This is a genomic window from Pseudomonas sp. GR 6-02 (assembly GCF_001655615.1).
GTDB lineage: Bacteria > Pseudomonadota > Gammaproteobacteria > Pseudomonadales > Pseudomonadaceae > Aquipseudomonas.
The window spans coordinates 1,711,319-1,725,227 of the sequence record NZ_CP011567.1 but is presented as its reverse complement, the minus strand read 5'-3'; the positions used below and the strand labels follow the sequence as shown (position 1 = coordinate 1,725,227).

The 13,909-nt window shown below is 59.1% G+C and carries 14 protein-coding genes; 2 read left to right on the top strand and 12 right to left on the bottom strand.

Translation table 11 applies throughout. The features are described 5' to 3' along the window. Positions 1-138: 138 nt before the first annotated feature. The 9 genes from PGR6_RS07575 to PGR6_RS07535 form a co-directional block, all read right to left on the bottom strand. Positions 139-741: an START domain-containing protein gene (locus PGR6_RS07575; protein WP_018929881.1), complete on the bottom strand. Its 603-nt coding sequence runs from the start codon at positions 739-741 to the stop codon at positions 139-141. A 41-nt stretch (positions 742-782) separates the two neighbouring features. Continuing rightward, positions 783-1,037 (bottom strand): YkgJ family cysteine cluster protein, encoded by a 255-nt coding sequence (locus PGR6_RS07570; protein ID WP_007942053.1) that lies wholly within the window; start codon positions 1,035-1,037, stop codon positions 783-785. Between the two features lie 167 nt (positions 1,038-1,204). Continuing rightward, complete coding sequence (locus PGR6_RS07565) at positions 1,205-1,672, bottom strand: hypothetical protein (protein WP_026286700.1); 468 nt, start codon at positions 1,670-1,672, stop codon at positions 1,205-1,207. Between the two features lie 87 nt (positions 1,673-1,759). Further along, positions 1,760-3,199, bottom strand: coding sequence for an aminotransferase-like domain-containing protein (locus PGR6_RS07560; protein WP_018929883.1), 1,440 nt, complete (start codon positions 3,197-3,199; stop codon positions 1,760-1,762). Positions 3,200-3,401: 202 nt separating this feature from the next. Then, complete coding sequence (locus PGR6_RS07555) at positions 3,402-4,214, bottom strand: OmpA family protein (protein WP_064616627.1); 813 nt, start codon at positions 4,212-4,214, stop codon at positions 3,402-3,404. Continuing rightward, positions 4,211-4,567, bottom strand: a complete 357-nt coding sequence (locus PGR6_RS07550) for a DUF4398 domain-containing protein (protein ID WP_064616625.1) — start codon at positions 4,565-4,567, stop codon at positions 4,211-4,213. Before PGR6_RS07550 ends, PGR6_RS07555 begins: the two co-directional genes overlap by 4 nt. Before the next feature lie 9 nt (positions 4,568-4,576). Further along, a complete protein-coding gene (locus PGR6_RS07545) occupies positions 4,577-5,425 on the bottom strand; it encodes a substrate-binding periplasmic protein (RefSeq protein ID WP_064616624.1) in 849 nt (282 codons plus the stop codon). Between the two features lie 80 nt (positions 5,426-5,505). After that, on the bottom strand, positions 5,506-6,435 hold the full coding sequence (locus PGR6_RS07540) for an electron transfer flavoprotein subunit alpha/FixB family protein (RefSeq protein ID WP_019582611.1): 930 nt from the start codon (positions 6,433-6,435) through the stop codon (positions 5,506-5,508). Positions 6,436-6,437: 2 nt separating this feature from the next. Continuing rightward, on the bottom strand, positions 6,438-7,187 hold the full coding sequence (locus tag PGR6_RS07535; protein ID WP_007903904.1) for an electron transfer flavoprotein subunit beta/FixA family protein: 750 nt from the start codon (positions 7,185-7,187) through the stop codon (positions 6,438-6,440). Positions 7,188-7,733: 546 nt separating this feature from the next. Here PGR6_RS07535 and PGR6_RS07530 point away from each other — a divergent pair. Next, positions 7,734-9,398 (top strand): electron transfer flavoprotein-ubiquinone oxidoreductase, encoded by a 1,665-nt coding sequence (locus tag PGR6_RS07530; protein WP_064616622.1) that lies wholly within the window; start codon positions 7,734-7,736, stop codon positions 9,396-9,398. An 83-nt stretch (positions 9,399-9,481) separates the two neighbouring features. Here the strand turns inward: PGR6_RS07530 and PGR6_RS07525 are convergent, their stop codons facing one another. Next, the gene (locus PGR6_RS07525) at positions 9,482-10,372 is read right to left on the bottom strand and encodes an AraC family transcriptional regulator (protein WP_064616620.1); all 891 of its coding nucleotides are present in this window, start codon (positions 10,370-10,372) and stop codon (positions 9,482-9,484) included. Positions 10,373-10,562: 190 nt separating this feature from the next. On the opposite strand from PGR6_RS07525, the gene PGR6_RS07520 reads away from it, so the two are divergent. Further along, positions 10,563-11,615, top strand: a complete 1,053-nt coding sequence (locus PGR6_RS07520; protein WP_019650465.1) for an NAD(P)-dependent alcohol dehydrogenase — start codon at positions 10,563-10,565, stop codon at positions 11,613-11,615. On the opposite strand, the gene PGR6_RS07515 is transcribed toward PGR6_RS07520, so the two are convergent. Together PGR6_RS07515 and PGR6_RS07510 are read right to left on the bottom strand one after the other, a co-directional pair. After that, on the bottom strand, positions 11,612-12,415 hold the full coding sequence (locus PGR6_RS07515; RefSeq protein ID WP_018926186.1) for an IclR family transcriptional regulator: 804 nt from the start codon (positions 12,413-12,415) through the stop codon (positions 11,612-11,614). The two genes, PGR6_RS07520 and PGR6_RS07515, sit on opposite strands and share 4 nt — an antisense overlap. 60 nt (positions 12,416-12,475) lie before the next feature. Then, on the bottom strand, positions 12,476-13,786 hold the full coding sequence (locus tag PGR6_RS07510) for an MFS transporter (RefSeq protein ID WP_019582752.1): 1,311 nt from the start codon (positions 13,784-13,786) through the stop codon (positions 12,476-12,478). Positions 13,787-13,909: the final 123 nt, after the last annotated feature.

Sequence of the window (13,909 nt, the reverse complement as noted above, 5' to 3'; positions counted from 1 at the left end):
CGAATTGTCTTGGAGAGATTGTGAAAATTTCGTTCAACGCATATCCGGAAACAAAATAACTCCCCTCCCCTGGTAGAAATGAAACGCCCCGATTTGATCGGGGCGTTGTTGAACAGGCCGCATCAACTGGATACGCGGCTACTTCTCGGCGCGTTCTTTCAGGGCTTTGAGAGTATTGAACGGCGCATCGACCACGAACTTGTTGGCCAACCACGACGGCACGCTGCCGCCTGGATCAGTGTGAACCTGATAAGTCACTTCGACTTGATCGCCTTTAGGCACGAACTTCCAGAAACCCTTGACCTGGGCGACCCGTACAAAACCCTTTTCTTCCGGAAGGTACTTCGGCTGCCCTTCCAGCTCGCGGGTCAGGCTGCCATCAGCGCCGTCAACGGTAGTGACATGCAACACCGAATCGCGAGCAGTGACCGGCCAGGGTGTATTGAACTGAGTGTAGGTCCAGCTCTGGTTGCCTTCGTGCTTGAGCAGCTTCTGGACCTTGCACTCGTGAATCCAGGCGCAGGCTCCCGGAACATCTTCCTGCAGTGCACGCAGTTTGGCCATGGTGGTCTTCATGATCGTTACACCACGGTAAGCCTTGTATTGGGAACCGGCCACCTCACTCAAGGACACCTTGATGCCATCTTCGTCCTTGGCGGTTTTCCAGTCTTCGGCCTGGGCCGTGGAGGCCAGCAAAACCGTCAAACCACACAGCACAGCGATACGATGCAGCGAACCCATAGTCTTATTCCTTATTGTTGAAGTTCCGTTCGTTGAACACATCACGCGGCCGTCATTTGCTCCCACCAGCCCAGCAATTTGATCGCTTCGTCGCGGCTGCTTCCGCAAACCTCGACATCGGCCTCAAATGCCGAACACACCGCGGGGCGTTCCGGCTTGCCGAAAATGCTGCACAGGTTATCGGCAGACAGTTGTACGCATCGTTCTCCGGCGGCTTTGCCATTGGGCATGCCGGGAATCGGCGAACTGATGGAAGGGGCAATGCAACAGGCGCCACAGCCTTCACGGCATCTCATGACGACAAGCTCCTCGCGACGAGCAATGTGTTAAAGGGACGCGGCACAGAGTAACGGCTAAAACAGTTGTTTTAAATTACCCGGGCCCGGGTTTTTACGCTCAAACGAACGTGACTGACCAGTCTCCGACAAAGCGTCTGTTTCGCGGGTCACGAACAGGGGGAAATTTACTGCTTGAACTCGAATTCCAGTGCCGCGCCTTCAACGTCCCGGCGCTCTTCGTTGCGCCGTTGCAGCTGCATTTCGTTGCTGATCAGGCGACCGTTCAGCTGAAACGGACTGCTTTTGCCACCGAACATTTGCGGCAACACCGCATCGTGTCGAGGCAACGGTACCGTGCCGACCGGTTTCAATTCATCGACCTTATCCTTGGGCAAGCTCAAGTCGAGATTGGCGGGAGGGAGGTTGGTTTTCAACACTTCGCTGGCTGGTTTTGACTTGGAAGCAATGGGAGAACGCTTTTTGACCGGGGCAGCCTTTTTTTTGACCGGAGCGGTTTTTATAGCCGTCGCCGGTTTTTTCGCGGTTGCGGCGGCTGTCGGTTTTTCCTGAACGGAAGCCGCCATGACACCTTCCGCATGACAAGTCATCAACAGGCAGATCAATAACCAGGCAGAAGGAAAAATCGGCTTCATGGACCCAACGACGCGAACGGCAGAAGGTTATATGCTCGCCTGTTGGAGGCGACAAGACAAGCGGGCAGTTCATAACTGCCCCGCAAGTCAAAAACCGCTCGTTGTCTCCTGACACAATTGCGTCGCCAGCAGCCCCAGTGTCATCAATGCACGCTCGGCCTCGCGGTTCCAGGGGATGCCGCAGTTCAGGCGAATGCAGTGATTGAATTGCTCGGTGTTACTGAAAATAAGCCCCGGCGCAATGCTGATGCCCTGCTGCAGCGCACGCACATGCAACTCTTGCGTATTGACCCGCCCCGGCAAACTGACCCACAGAATGAAACCGCCGGTAGGCCGGGTCATCTGTGTGCCTTCCGGGAAGTATTGCTGCACTGCCAGTTGGAAAGCGCTGAGGTTCTTGCGGTACTCCTGACGGATGTAACGCAAATGCCGGTCGTACCCGCCGTTCTCCAGATAGGCGGCAATGCCCATTTGCGTGACACTGCAGGCCGAATGCGTGCTGAACGTCTGCAAGCGCTGAATTTCCTGCTGGTACTTGCCGGCAATCATCCAGCCGATCCGCACGCCGGGCGACAGGGTTTTGGAGAAGCTGGAGCAATAAATCACCCGATCCAGCCGGTCATAGGCCTTGAGCGATTTGGTGCGCCCCTGCTCGAACATCAGCTCGCCATAAATATCGTCTTCAACGATCTGGATATCGAAATCCGAGGCCAGGCGCAGCAGTTGTTTCTGCCGCTCTTCGGGCATGGTGCCGCCCAAGGGATTGCTCAGGCGCGTGGTCAGCACCAGTGCCTTGATCGACCACTGGTTGGCCGCCAATTGCAAGGCCTCGAGGCTCATGCCGGTGGCCGGATCGCTGGGGATCTCGATGACTTTCAGCCCCAGCAGGTCGGCCAGTTGCAGCAAACCGTAATAGGTCGGCGACTCGGCGGCGATCAGATCGCCCGGCCGGGTCAATACGCGCAGAGACATCTGCAATGCATCGACGCAGCCGTGGGTGATTACCACTTCCGACGGATCAACCACCACGCCGGCATCGCGCATGCGGATCGCCACTTGCCGACGCAACGGCTCGAAACCAGGGCTGAACATATAGCTGAACGCGCGCGGACTATGGAAACGGGTGACTTTGGCCAGTTGCTGATGCAGTGCCCGCACCGGCAGATAATCGACACTCGGTACAGCCGCGCCCAACGGGAAGACCCCCTCACGGCGGGATTCGACCAGGACTTGCTGAATGATGCTGCTGCGGGTGACCAGGCCTGGGCGCTCGACCCGGGCGATGTCCGGGGTCGGTGCCGTCAGGGCGGGTGTCTGGTGCACGTAGTAACCGGATTGCGGCCGGGCACGGATCAGCCCTTGATCTTCAAGGTTGGCGTAGGCCTGCAACACCGTCGCATGGCTGACGTTGAGCTGCGAGCTCATCTTGCGCACTGAAGGCACGCGCTCTCCCGGCTGATAGACGCCACGGCGGATGTCTTCGGCCAGTTGCTGAGCAATACGTTGATAGAGCAAGAGATTGGTCATGACGCAGCACTCGATTTCACGGGCATTTTATTCTTGTGTGAAACAATACCGGAACAGTTTAGAAGTGTACTGGGACAGTTACTACAATAGTCGACCATACAGTGCGGTGTCAGCAAAAGCTGTACTGTTTTACGACGCATTTGACGGGCGCAAAAAAACCCGGCGCTGCTGAGCAGGCCGGGTTTTTCCAGTGACGCAGCCCTTAACGGGCCGCGCCGAGCTGGCCTTTTTCGTCGGAGAACACAATTTCCACCCGACGGTTCTGCGCACGACCGCGCTCAGAAGCGTTGGCGTCCACCGGGTACTCATCGCCGTACCCTTCAACCTGGATGCGTTTGTCGTCGATGCCCAGGTCCGTCAATACGTCAGCTACCGATTGCGCCCGGTCGCGGGACAGCTTGAGGTTTTCCTGTTTACCGCCAGTGCTGTCGGTATAACCCTCGATCCGCACCACACGCTTAGGGTTGAGCTGCAGGAACTGGACGATTTTCAACACCACGCGGTTCGCCGAGCTCTTCAGCTCCGCTTCACCGGTATCGAACAGCACATCACCCAGGGTCATCACCAGACCACGGTCAGTCTGGGTGGTCGCCAACGCCACGATCTGCTCTTCGAGCCACTTGCCCTGTTGCTGCACGCTAAGCAACTTGGACTCACGCAGCGCCAATTGCAGGCGCTGACGCTCGAGTTCGAGCTTCGCTGCGCGCTCTTCGTTGAGCACTTGATTGGTATGTTCCCGGGCGATTTCGCTGTAGCGCTGGCTCAGGTAGGCGTAATGCGCCACGTCCGAACCGCTGCCCCAGTAGCTGGACAGTCGATCGGCGCGGGCCAGGGACTCGCCGGCACGAATCACGTCCTTGGGCGCGATACGCAACACGTTGGAGTCTTCCTTGACCTTCTGGAAGTCGGCACCGGCCTGCTGCAACGCCACTTCGCTGTGTTGACCGGCGCAGCCATAAAGGCTTGCGCAGCCGGCCAGGATCAAGCCGCCGAGTGCTTTGGTCTTCAGGTTCATTGAGCATCTCCCAGTTGCTTGCGCAGGCGGGCGATGCGGGTATTGAGCACGTTCAACTGCGCCTCACTCTTGAGGGTCAGAACCCGGGCTTCGGCCAGGCGCGCGTCCAGCTCGGCCTGCTCGGCCCGCATGCGCGCATTCTTGAAGGACTGGTCGGCCATGTTGCCCTTGGCACGGTTGAACTTGTCCTGGGCCAGTTTCAGCTCCGGCACTTCCTCGGCGGTAGCGCCCACGGCCTTGGCTTGTTCGAGGGCCTGTTCGGTCAGGCGTATTTGTTCATTCGGCGCCGGATCGGCTGCACAACCCGCCAGAGCCAGAACGGCCAGGGCAGCGAAAAGAGGTCGAATACTCACTAAAAATCCCTACTGTTTTGGGGTACTGACAGGTTGTGGCTGCGGCTGTGAGCCTTGCGCTTTCCAACGCTCGATATTGCGCAGCAACGCAGCTTCCGTCAGTCCGGAGGCGGGCAATTCTGTCATCTTTTTGGCCAGCTGTCCGCGCAACCAAGGATCGTTACAGGCGGAGTTATGGGAAACCGCGAGGTACAGGCCGGGTTTGTCGATGGGTTGTGAGTGGGCCATCAAGTCATTGGCCATCCCCAGCGTTTGCACCATGGCCATGCCCGAGTAGCGACCGGCGAGGACAAACTCCACCTCGCCCAGCAGCAATTTCTGAAAGGCCTGAGTCAGATTGGGTGTGCGCAAGAGGGTCAATTGCTGCTCGGCGAAAGTGCCGAATGAAGGGCTCACTCGAGCCTTTTCCGACAACGCGCCGGGATGACCGTGGAGGTCCTGCGCTTCGTTGTAAACCAATAACGAGTCGTTGCGAGTCCAGACCAGATAATCGTTTTCCAGCATCGCAGGATGGATGTAATCCAGATTTTCCAGTTCAGTGACCATCAACGGCGCATCGGCCAGCATGTCCATCCGCCCGCTGCGCACTTCATCCAGGGCCTGGGAGCGTTTGCCGGCATAGAGCAGCTCAACCTTGATGCCCAACTCCCCCGCCACTTGTTGCAACAAATCAGCGCTGGCGCCAATCAGGTGCTTAGGGTTTTGCGGGTCTTGCCACAGGTACGGCGGTGCGTCGGGACTGCCGGTCACGATCAAGCGTTCGCATTTGCCTGCAGCGCTGGACAGCCCCGGCATCAGCGCCAGACTTAAACACAATCCTGGCAAAAAAGAGCAGCCAAACCAGTGGCGCAGATCCATGGCAACACTCTCCCCACTCAAATCCGGAACAAAAAAAACCCGACCAAAAGGCCGGGCTCTTTATAAGTCAAGCCGCCGGATTAGACCAGCTTCTCGAACTCAGGGATGGCTTCGAACAGGTCTGCCACCAGGCCGTAATCGGCCACCTGGAAGATCGGCGCTTCTTCGTCCTTGTTGATCGCCACGATCACTTTGGAGTCTTTCATGCCGGCCAGGTGCTGGATCGCACCGGAGATACCGACGGCGATGTACAGCTGTGGCGCAACGATCTTGCCGGTCTGACCGACCTGCATGTCGTTGGGTACGAAACCTGCGTCAACCGCAGCGCGCGAAGCACCGACGGCAGCGCCCAGCTTGTCGGCCAGGGCGTACAGGTGTTTGAAGTTGTCACCGTTCTGCATGCCACGGCCGCCGGAAACGACGATCTTGGCAGCGGTCAGTTCCGGACGGTCGGACTTGGCCAGTTCTTCGTTGACGAAGCTGGAAGTGCCGGCGTTGTGAACAGCGGCAACAGCTTCAACGGCGGCCGAACCACCTTCAGCCGCCACCGGGTCGAAACCGGTCGCACGCACGGTGATCACTTTCACTGCAGCATTCGATTGCACAGTAGCGATGGCGTTACCGGCGTAGATCGGGCGCTTGAAGGTATCGGCGCTTTCTACCGAGATGATCTCGGAGATCTGGTCAACGTCCAGCTGAGCGGCGACGCGCGGCAGGATGTTTTTGCCGTTGGAAGTGGCGGCAGCCAGGATGTGGCTGTAGCCCTTGCCCAACTCGGCTACCAGTGGAGCAACGTTTTCCGGCAGCTGATGTGCGTAAGCAGCATTGTCAGCGTTCAGGACTTTGCTCACGCCAGCGATTTTCGCAGCGGCTTCAACCACGGCGCCAGCGCCCTGGCCTGCAACCAGAACGTGGATGTCGCCACCGATCTTGGCGGCAGCAGCAACGGTGTTCAGCGTGGCCGGGGCCAGCACTTTGTTGTCGTGTTCGGCGATTACCAAGATAGTCATGATTAGATTACCTTCGCTTCGTTTTTCAGTTTCTCGACCAGTTCAGCCACCGACTTGACCTTGATACCCGCGCTGCGTGCAGCTGGCGCTTCGACTTTCAGGGTCTTGTTGGTGGAGGCGGTGGAAACGCCCAAAGCGTCTGGAGTCAGCACTTCGAGAGGCTTCTTCTTGGCTTTCATGATGTTTGGCAGGGACGCGTAGCGCGGCTCGTTCAAACGCAGGTCGGTGGTGACGATGGCCGGCAGTTTCAGGGAAACCGTCTGCGCGCCGCCGTCGATTTCGCGGGTCACGGCAACTGTATCGCCGGACACTTCGACTTTCGACGCGAACGTGCCCTGACCGTAGCCACTCAATGCCGCGAGCATCTGGCCAGTCTGGTTGTTGTCGCTGTCGATGGCTTGTTTGCCGAGGATCACCAGCTGTGGCTGCTCCTTGTCGACCACTGCCTTGAGCAGCTTGGCCACGGCCAGGGAAGTCAGATCTTCAGCGGATTCGACGAGGATGGCGCGGTCGGCACCCAGAGCCAGCGCGGTGCGCAGTTGCTCTTGAGCGGTGGATGGGCCGATGGAGACGACGACGATTTCAGTCGCCACGCCTTTCTCTTTCAGACGTACGGCTTCTTCCACTGCGATTTCGCAGAACGGGTTCATCGACATCTTGACGTTGGCGAGGTCGACGCCGGAATTGTCCGCCTTGACGCGAACCTTGACGTTGTAATCCACAACGCGTTTGACAGCTACAAGAACCTTCATGGATTCCTCGTTACTCTCCGGTGAAAAGAAAGTCGCCTAGGCGAACCTGGCGGTTGATGCTCATCGGCGCAAGGGCACCTCTAAAAACGCTGGCAGGTGTATTGGGTGAACCTTGCTCACAAGGCTGATGACCGTTCGTCAGTGGTGACCGACAAGTCATTCATTACCGTGGCGTGTAAACTGCGCGCGATACCTGCGCGGCGCTTCACCTTGTACTGCCATCGCCCTGTCTTTAGAGGTGCTCTTGAAACCTACATTCAGCCTACGGCGAGCGCAAAACCGCCCGTATCTTGACCGGAACACCTATTCCGGTCAATACGGCAAAATGGCCAGTCATAAGCCGCGTGACTTTGATTTATCTGGCTTTGAGCCGATTCAAACAAACGTTTGTATTGGACGCTAAGAGTGGTGTAGATATAATGCGCCACCCAAAGAGAAAGGTGGTTCATCGATTGTCCTCTGTACCGCACTATGGGGAATTCATGAATGCGACACCCAACCTCCAATTAGAAAAAAAACTGTTGAGCCTTGAGTAGGAGATAGCCTGTGGAACGCGAATACATGGAATTCGACGTGGTCATCGTCGGTGCCGGCCCCGCTGGCCTGTCCGCCGCCTGCCGTTTGAAGCAGAAGGCCGCCGAAGCCGGTAAGGAAATCAGCGTCTGCGTGGTCGAAAAAGGCTCCGAAGTCGGCGCTCATATCCTGTCCGGTGCCGTGTTCGAACCACGGGCCCTGAACGAACTGTTCCCCGACTGGAAAGAACTCGGTGCGCCGCTGAACACGCCAGTCACCCGCGATGACATCTTCGTTCTGAAAAACGCTGACAGCGCGCAGAAGATTCCAGACTTCTTTGTGCCCAAGACCATGCACAACGAAGGTAACTACATTATCTCCCTGGGCAACCTGTGCCGCTGGCTGGCCCAGCAGGCCGAGAACCTGGGCGTGGAAATCTACCCGGGCTTCGCCGCCCAGGAAGCGCTGTTCGACGAGAACGGCGTAGTCCGCGGGATCATCACCGGCGATCTGGGCGTTGACCGCGAAGGCAATCCGAAAGAAGGCCTGTACACCCCAGGCATGGAACTGCGCGCCAAGTACACGCTGTTCGCCGAAGGTTGCCGCGGCCACATCGGCAAGCAGCTGATCAAGCGTTTCAACCTCGACAGCGAAGCCGACGCCCAGCATTACGGTATCGGCCTGAAAGAAATCTGGGAAATCGACCCGGCCAAGCACCAGCCTGGCCTGGTGGTCCACACCGCCGGCTGGCCGCTGGACATCATGGGCACCGAGAACACCGGGGGCTCGTTCCTCTATCACTTGGAAAACAACCAGGTGGTGGTCGGTCTGATCGTCGATCTTTCCTACAGCAACACCTTCCTGTCGCCGTTCGATGAGTTCCAGCGCCTCAAGCATCACCCGGTGCTCAAGCAATATCTGGAAGGCGGCAAGCGCGTCAGCTACGGCGCTCGCGCCATCTGCAAAGGCGGCCTGAACTCGCTGCCGAAAATGGTCTTCAAGGGCGGCGCTCTGATCGGTTGCGACCTCGGCACCCTGAACTTCGCCAAGATCAAGGGCAGCCACACGGCGATGAAGTCCGGCATGCTCGCCGCTGACGCGGTGGCCGACGCGCTGTTCGCCGATCTGGACGGCACGCAAGAGCTGACTACTTACGTCGACGCCTTCAAGAAGAGCTGGCTCTACGACGAACTGTTCGCCAGCCGAAACTTCGGCCCAGCGATCCACAAGTTCGGCGCCATTGTCGGCGGCGGTTTCAACTGGATCGACCAGAACATCTTCGGCGGCAAACTGCCGTTCACCCTGCACGACACCAAGCCGGATTACGCGTGCCTGAAACTGGCGGCCGACTGCAAGAAGATCGACTACCCGAAACCGGACGGCAAGATCAGCTTCGACAAACTCAGCTCGGTGTTCATCTCCGGTACCAACCACGAAGAAGAGCAGCCGTGCCATCTGAAGCTGGCCGACGCGAGCATCCCGATCAGCAAGAACCTGCCGCTGTACGATGAACCTGCCCAGCGTTACTGCCCGGCCGGCGTGTACGAAGTGGTCACCCAGGAAGACGGCGAGAAGCGCTTCCAGATCAACGCCCAGAACTGCGTTCACTGCAAGACCTGCGACATCAAGGACCCTGCACAGAACATCACCTGGGTGGCGCCGGAAGGCTCCGGCGGCCCGACTTACCCGAACATGTAAGTCGACCGTCTGAACAACAAGGCTCCCTGAACGGGGGCCTTTTTGTTGCCCGCAATTCAAGCGTCACCACAAGAACCTGTGGATCAGGCAGCGCGCTCATCCCCCGGATTACGCTCGAAGTAGCGCTTGTACTCACGGCTGAACTGCGACGTACTCTGATACCCCACCCGATGCGCCACCTGGGCCACGCCCAATCCTTCGCCCTGCAGCAAGCGCTGGGCCTTGAGCAAGCGCAAACGCTTCAGATACTGCACTGGCGACAACAAGGTGCAGCGTTTGAAATGCTCGTGAAACGTCGATGCGCTCATGTTGGCGCAGCTGGCCAGGGCTTCGACGTTCAGCGGCTCGGTGTAATGGGCATGCAGATGGCTCAGGGAGGCCGCGATCCGGGCGAACTGCCCCTGTTGCTCCACCAGCGCCCGCAATACATCGGCTTGCGGCCCACGCAAGGCGACGAACAACAACTCACGCAATCGCGCCTGTCCCATAACCTGGCTCTCCAGCGGGTCGTGCAGACAGCGCAACAGCCGTTCAACACAACCCCGCATCGCATCATCGAGCACCGCCGAAGTCATGGACTCTGGCGTCTGCGCCGCGATATAGCGCCCCGACGCCAGCCCCATGGCCAGCACCAACTCACCGAGCAACACCCGGTCAATGGCGATGGAAATGCCCAGCATCGGGCCATCGGGCGCGGAAAACGTCTCGCACTCGAACGGCACCGGCAGCGCCTGAATCAAATAATGCCCGGCACCGTATTCCAGAGTACGCGACCCCAGATACGCCAACTTGCTGCCCTGGGCGATGATGACCAGGCTTGGCTCGTAGATTTGCGGGCCACGGGCCAAATCACAACTGGCCCGCAAAATCTGCACGCCCGGCAACGTGGTAGGCGTGAAACCATCGCGGGTGGTCAGCGGCTGGATCAGCGAAACCAGCGTGGCATTGGCATCGAGATGACGGGTCAACAACATGGAGAGCTCTTCACAAAAAAGTCGCGAAAAAAGGGATGAAAACATCATCGCAGGTCTGAACGCCAATGCGGCCAATCAACGGCGCATACCGGAGGATTAGGCATGACACCCGGAGGAATCGCCATGGCCGGTCACCCGTGCGGTGCCCAGAATGGCTCGCCTCACCTGTCACTGCTTTGCGAGGTTCACCATGTACACCGCCATCGGATACGCCGCTCAGTCGCCCACCACTCCCCTCGCCCCGATGAAATTCGAACGCCGCAGTCCACGGCCCGACGACGTCGCAATCGAGATTCTCTACTGCGGCGTCTGCCATTCCGACATCCACCAGGCGCGCAACGAGTGGGGCATTGCGGTTTACCCGCTGATGCCCGGCCATGAGATCGTCGGCAAAGTGACCGCCGTCGGCGCGAACGTTACTAAACACAAAGTCGGCGATCTGGTCGGCGTCGGTTGCATGGTTGACTCGTGCCGCCATTGCGAAGCCTGCCAGGCCGATCTGGAGCAATACTGCCTCGAAGGCCCGACCATGACGTACGCCACCCCGGACCGGGTCGATGGCAGCAACACGATGGGCGGTTACTCCGACAGCATCGTGGTCAGCGAGCACTTTGTCGTGCGCATCCCGGAGAAGCTCGACCTGGCCAGCGCCGCGCCGATTCTATGTGCCGGCATCACCACCTACTCGCCGCTCAAGCACTACGGCGTGAAGGCCGGTGACAAGGTCGGGATTCTTGGCATGGGCGGTCTCGGTCACATGGGGATCAAGTTCGCCAAGGCGATGGGCGCTGAGGTGACCTTGTTCACCCGCTCGGCGAGCAAGGCTGAAGAAGGTCGTCGCCAAGGCGCGGACCACGTGATCGTGTCCACCGATGCCGAACAGATGAAGGCCGCCGCCGGACAATTCGACTTCCTGCTGGACACCATTCCGGTGCAGCACGACCTCAACCCCTACCTCGATACCCTGCGTTTCGACGGCGTGCACATTCTGGTGGGCTTGATCGAGCCGATCGATCCGCCGGTGCATGCTGCCAAACTGGTATTGGGTCGTCGCATGCTGGCCGGCTCACTGATCGGCGGCATCGCCGAAACCCAGGAAGTACTGGACTTCTGCGCCGAGCACGGCATCTCCTGCGACATCGAAATGCTCGACATCCGCCAGATCAACGAGGCTTACACCCGCATGATCGCCGGTGACGTGAAATACCGCTTCGTGATCGACATGGCGACGCTGAAACTCTAAACCTTCAGGCCCAATTCCGCCGACAGCCGGGCTGTGACCCCTTTGATCAGGGGAATCAGCTCGGCCATTTTTTCCAGCGGCATGTACGGCACGGTGCTGGCGATGCTGATGCCGGCGACAATGCGCTTGCTGGCATCGCGAATCGGTGCCGCCACGCAGCGGATCGACGGTTCGTTGTCTTCCAGGTCGAAGGCGTAACCGCCGGCCACGTACTCGATCATGCGCTGCTGAAACTGCTCCCAGGATTGCTCCGGGTGCTGTGGCCAGAACTGATTTTTCCCGCCCACCGGCAAGCTGATTTCATACAGCCGTTGCCATTCTTCCTGCGAGTCATCAAGCATCAGCGCCTTACCAATCCCGGTACGCGCCAACGGCATGCGATGGCCGACCCGCGAACGCATTTCCGGGCCATTGCGCCCCGGATTCTTGAGCAGGTACAGCACCTCGTCGCCTTCACGAATCGCCAGATGAATGGTGTCGCCGGTCAATGCCGACAACTCATCCAGATACGGCCCGGCCAGCGTCACCAACGGCAGCTCTTCGCGCGCCTGAAAACCCAGCTCGATCAGTTTCGGCCCCAACAGATAGCCGACCTGCGGCACCACCCGCAGATAACGCTCGTCCACCAGGCAACTGGCCAGACGATGGGTGGTGCTGCGCGTCGTGCCGATCAGCCGGGCGATTTCCTTGAGATCGCGGGCGCCACTGGCCACCGCCTGCACCACACCCAGGCCGCGAAGCAGTGTCTGGGTGCCGGTCGGCGCGGCGTCCTTGGCGATTTTTGGGGCGTCTTCCTGCATATCCAGCCTTTACCGTTGAGCGAGGGAACGGGCGGCATTATGGTCGCCCGACGGCTGCGACTACAACTTGATACGCTCGACCTTGCCCACCAGCAACACGTAGGACAGCGCGCCCAGCAACGCCAGAACCGAGATATAGGTGATCGCCGGGGCAAACGAATCACCGGAGGCAAGGAAACCGATGACAATCGGCGTGGTAATCGCCGCCAGGTTGCCGATGAAATTGAACACCCCACCGGTCAGCCCGAGCAAGCGCGCCGGGGCCAGGGTCGACACCAGCGACCAAGTGATCGAGGCCAGACCGTTGCCGAAGAAAGCCAGCGCGAGGAAGGCAATCACCAGCGGCGTCGATTCGACGAAGTTGGCGCCGATGATCGAGGTGGAAATCAGCAGTCCGCCAATGATCGGTAGCTTGCGGGCGAAGCCTACGGTGTAGCCGCGACGGATCAAAAAATCCGAGAAGAACCCCGAGCACAGCACGCCGACAAACGCTGCGAGAAACGGCAGTGACGCCAGCAAGCCAGACTTGATGAAGTCCATGCCACGATATTTCACCAGGTAAGTCGGGAACCATGTCAGGAAAAACCACAAGGTCGAATTGAGGCAGAACTGGCCGAGGTAAATGCCCCACAACTTGCGCTTGCTCAGGACAATCCCGAGGTCGATCCAGCTGAATTTCGCCTTGGCCCTGGCGGCTTCGGCCTGAATATCCACCAACCCGCCACCCTCGCGGATCAGCTCGATTTCCGCGTCATTGGCGCCCTTGAAATCCCGTGGTTCGCGATACACCGCGTACCAGATCACTGCCCAAAGGATGCCCACCACACCGGTGCTGACAAACACCATGTGCCAGCCATATTGGTGTTGCAGCCAGGCAAGCACCGGCGTCAGGAACGCCAGGCCGACGAATTGCCCGGAGGTGTAGAAACCGATGGCTGTGGCGCGTTCGCGCTCGGGGAACCAGGTTGTCACTACGCGGCTGTTGATCGGGTACGCCGGCGCTTCCAGCGCTCCGACCGCCATGCGCAGCACGAACAATGCGATAAAACTGGCGGCGAAACCGAGCATCACCGTGGCCAGCGACCACAGCAGCAATGCAACGCTATAGAGAATACGCGGCGGCACCCGGTCCACCAGCCAGCCGCCGGGGATCTGCATGGCGGCGTAGGTCCAGCCGAATGCGGAAAAAATCAGCCCGACATGAATCGGATCGATGCCCAGGTCGCTGGTCAGCGCCGGGGCGGCAATGGACAGGTTGCTGCGGTCCAGGTAGTTGATCACCACCGTGATGAACAACAGGACCATGATGAAAAAACGCTTGCGACTGGGCGTCACCAACGACGCCTGCCCGGTGAGGGTTTGCGGTTGCATGGGGGTGCCTCTTCTTATGTTTATTGAGGTCATGGTGGTTGATCGTTCCTACGCTCTGCGCGGGAATGCAGCCATGCGGCCAAGAGCGTCCGGCGAGGAATTCCCACGCAGAGCGTGGGAACG

Coding starts and splice junctions, on each gene's coding strand:
- PGR6_RS07575 (WP_018929881.1), bottom strand. CDS start 741: ATGGGTTCGCTGCATCGTATCGCTGTGCTGTGTGGTTTGACGGTTTTG.
- PGR6_RS07570 (WP_007942053.1), bottom strand. CDS start 1,037: ATGAGATGCCGTGAAGGCTGTGGCGCCTGTTGCATTGCCCCTTCCATC.
- PGR6_RS07565 (WP_026286700.1), bottom strand. CDS start 1,672: ATGAAGCCGATTTTTCCTTCTGCCTGGTTATTGATCTGCCTGTTGATG.
- PGR6_RS07560 (WP_018929883.1), bottom strand. CDS start 3,199: ATGACCAATCTCTTGCTCTATCAACGTATTGCTCAGCAACTGGCCGAA.
- PGR6_RS07555 (WP_064616627.1), bottom strand. CDS start 4,214: ATGAACCTGAAGACCAAAGCACTCGGCGGCTTGATCCTGGCCGGCTGC.
- PGR6_RS07545 (WP_064616624.1), bottom strand. CDS start 5,425: ATGGATCTGCGCCACTGGTTTGGCTGCTCTTTTTTGCCAGGATTGTGT.
- PGR6_RS07540 (WP_019582611.1), bottom strand. CDS start 6,435: ATGACTATCTTGGTAATCGCCGAACACGACAACAAAGTGCTGGCCCCG.
- PGR6_RS07535 (WP_007903904.1), bottom strand. CDS start 7,187: ATGAAGGTTCTTGTAGCTGTCAAACGCGTTGTGGATTACAACGTCAAG.
- PGR6_RS07525 (WP_064616620.1), bottom strand. CDS start 10,372: ATGTTGTTGACCCGTCATCTCGATGCCAATGCCACGCTGGTTTCGCTG.
- PGR6_RS07520 (WP_019650465.1), top strand. CDS start 10,563: ATGTACACCGCCATCGGATACGCCGCTCAGTCGCCCACCACTCCCCTC.
- PGR6_RS07515 (WP_018926186.1), bottom strand. CDS start 12,415: ATGCAGGAAGACGCCCCAAAAATCGCCAAGGACGCCGCGCCGACCGGC.
- PGR6_RS07510 (WP_019582752.1), bottom strand. CDS start 13,786: ATGCAACCGCAAACCCTCACCGGGCAGGCGTCGTTGGTGACGCCCAGT.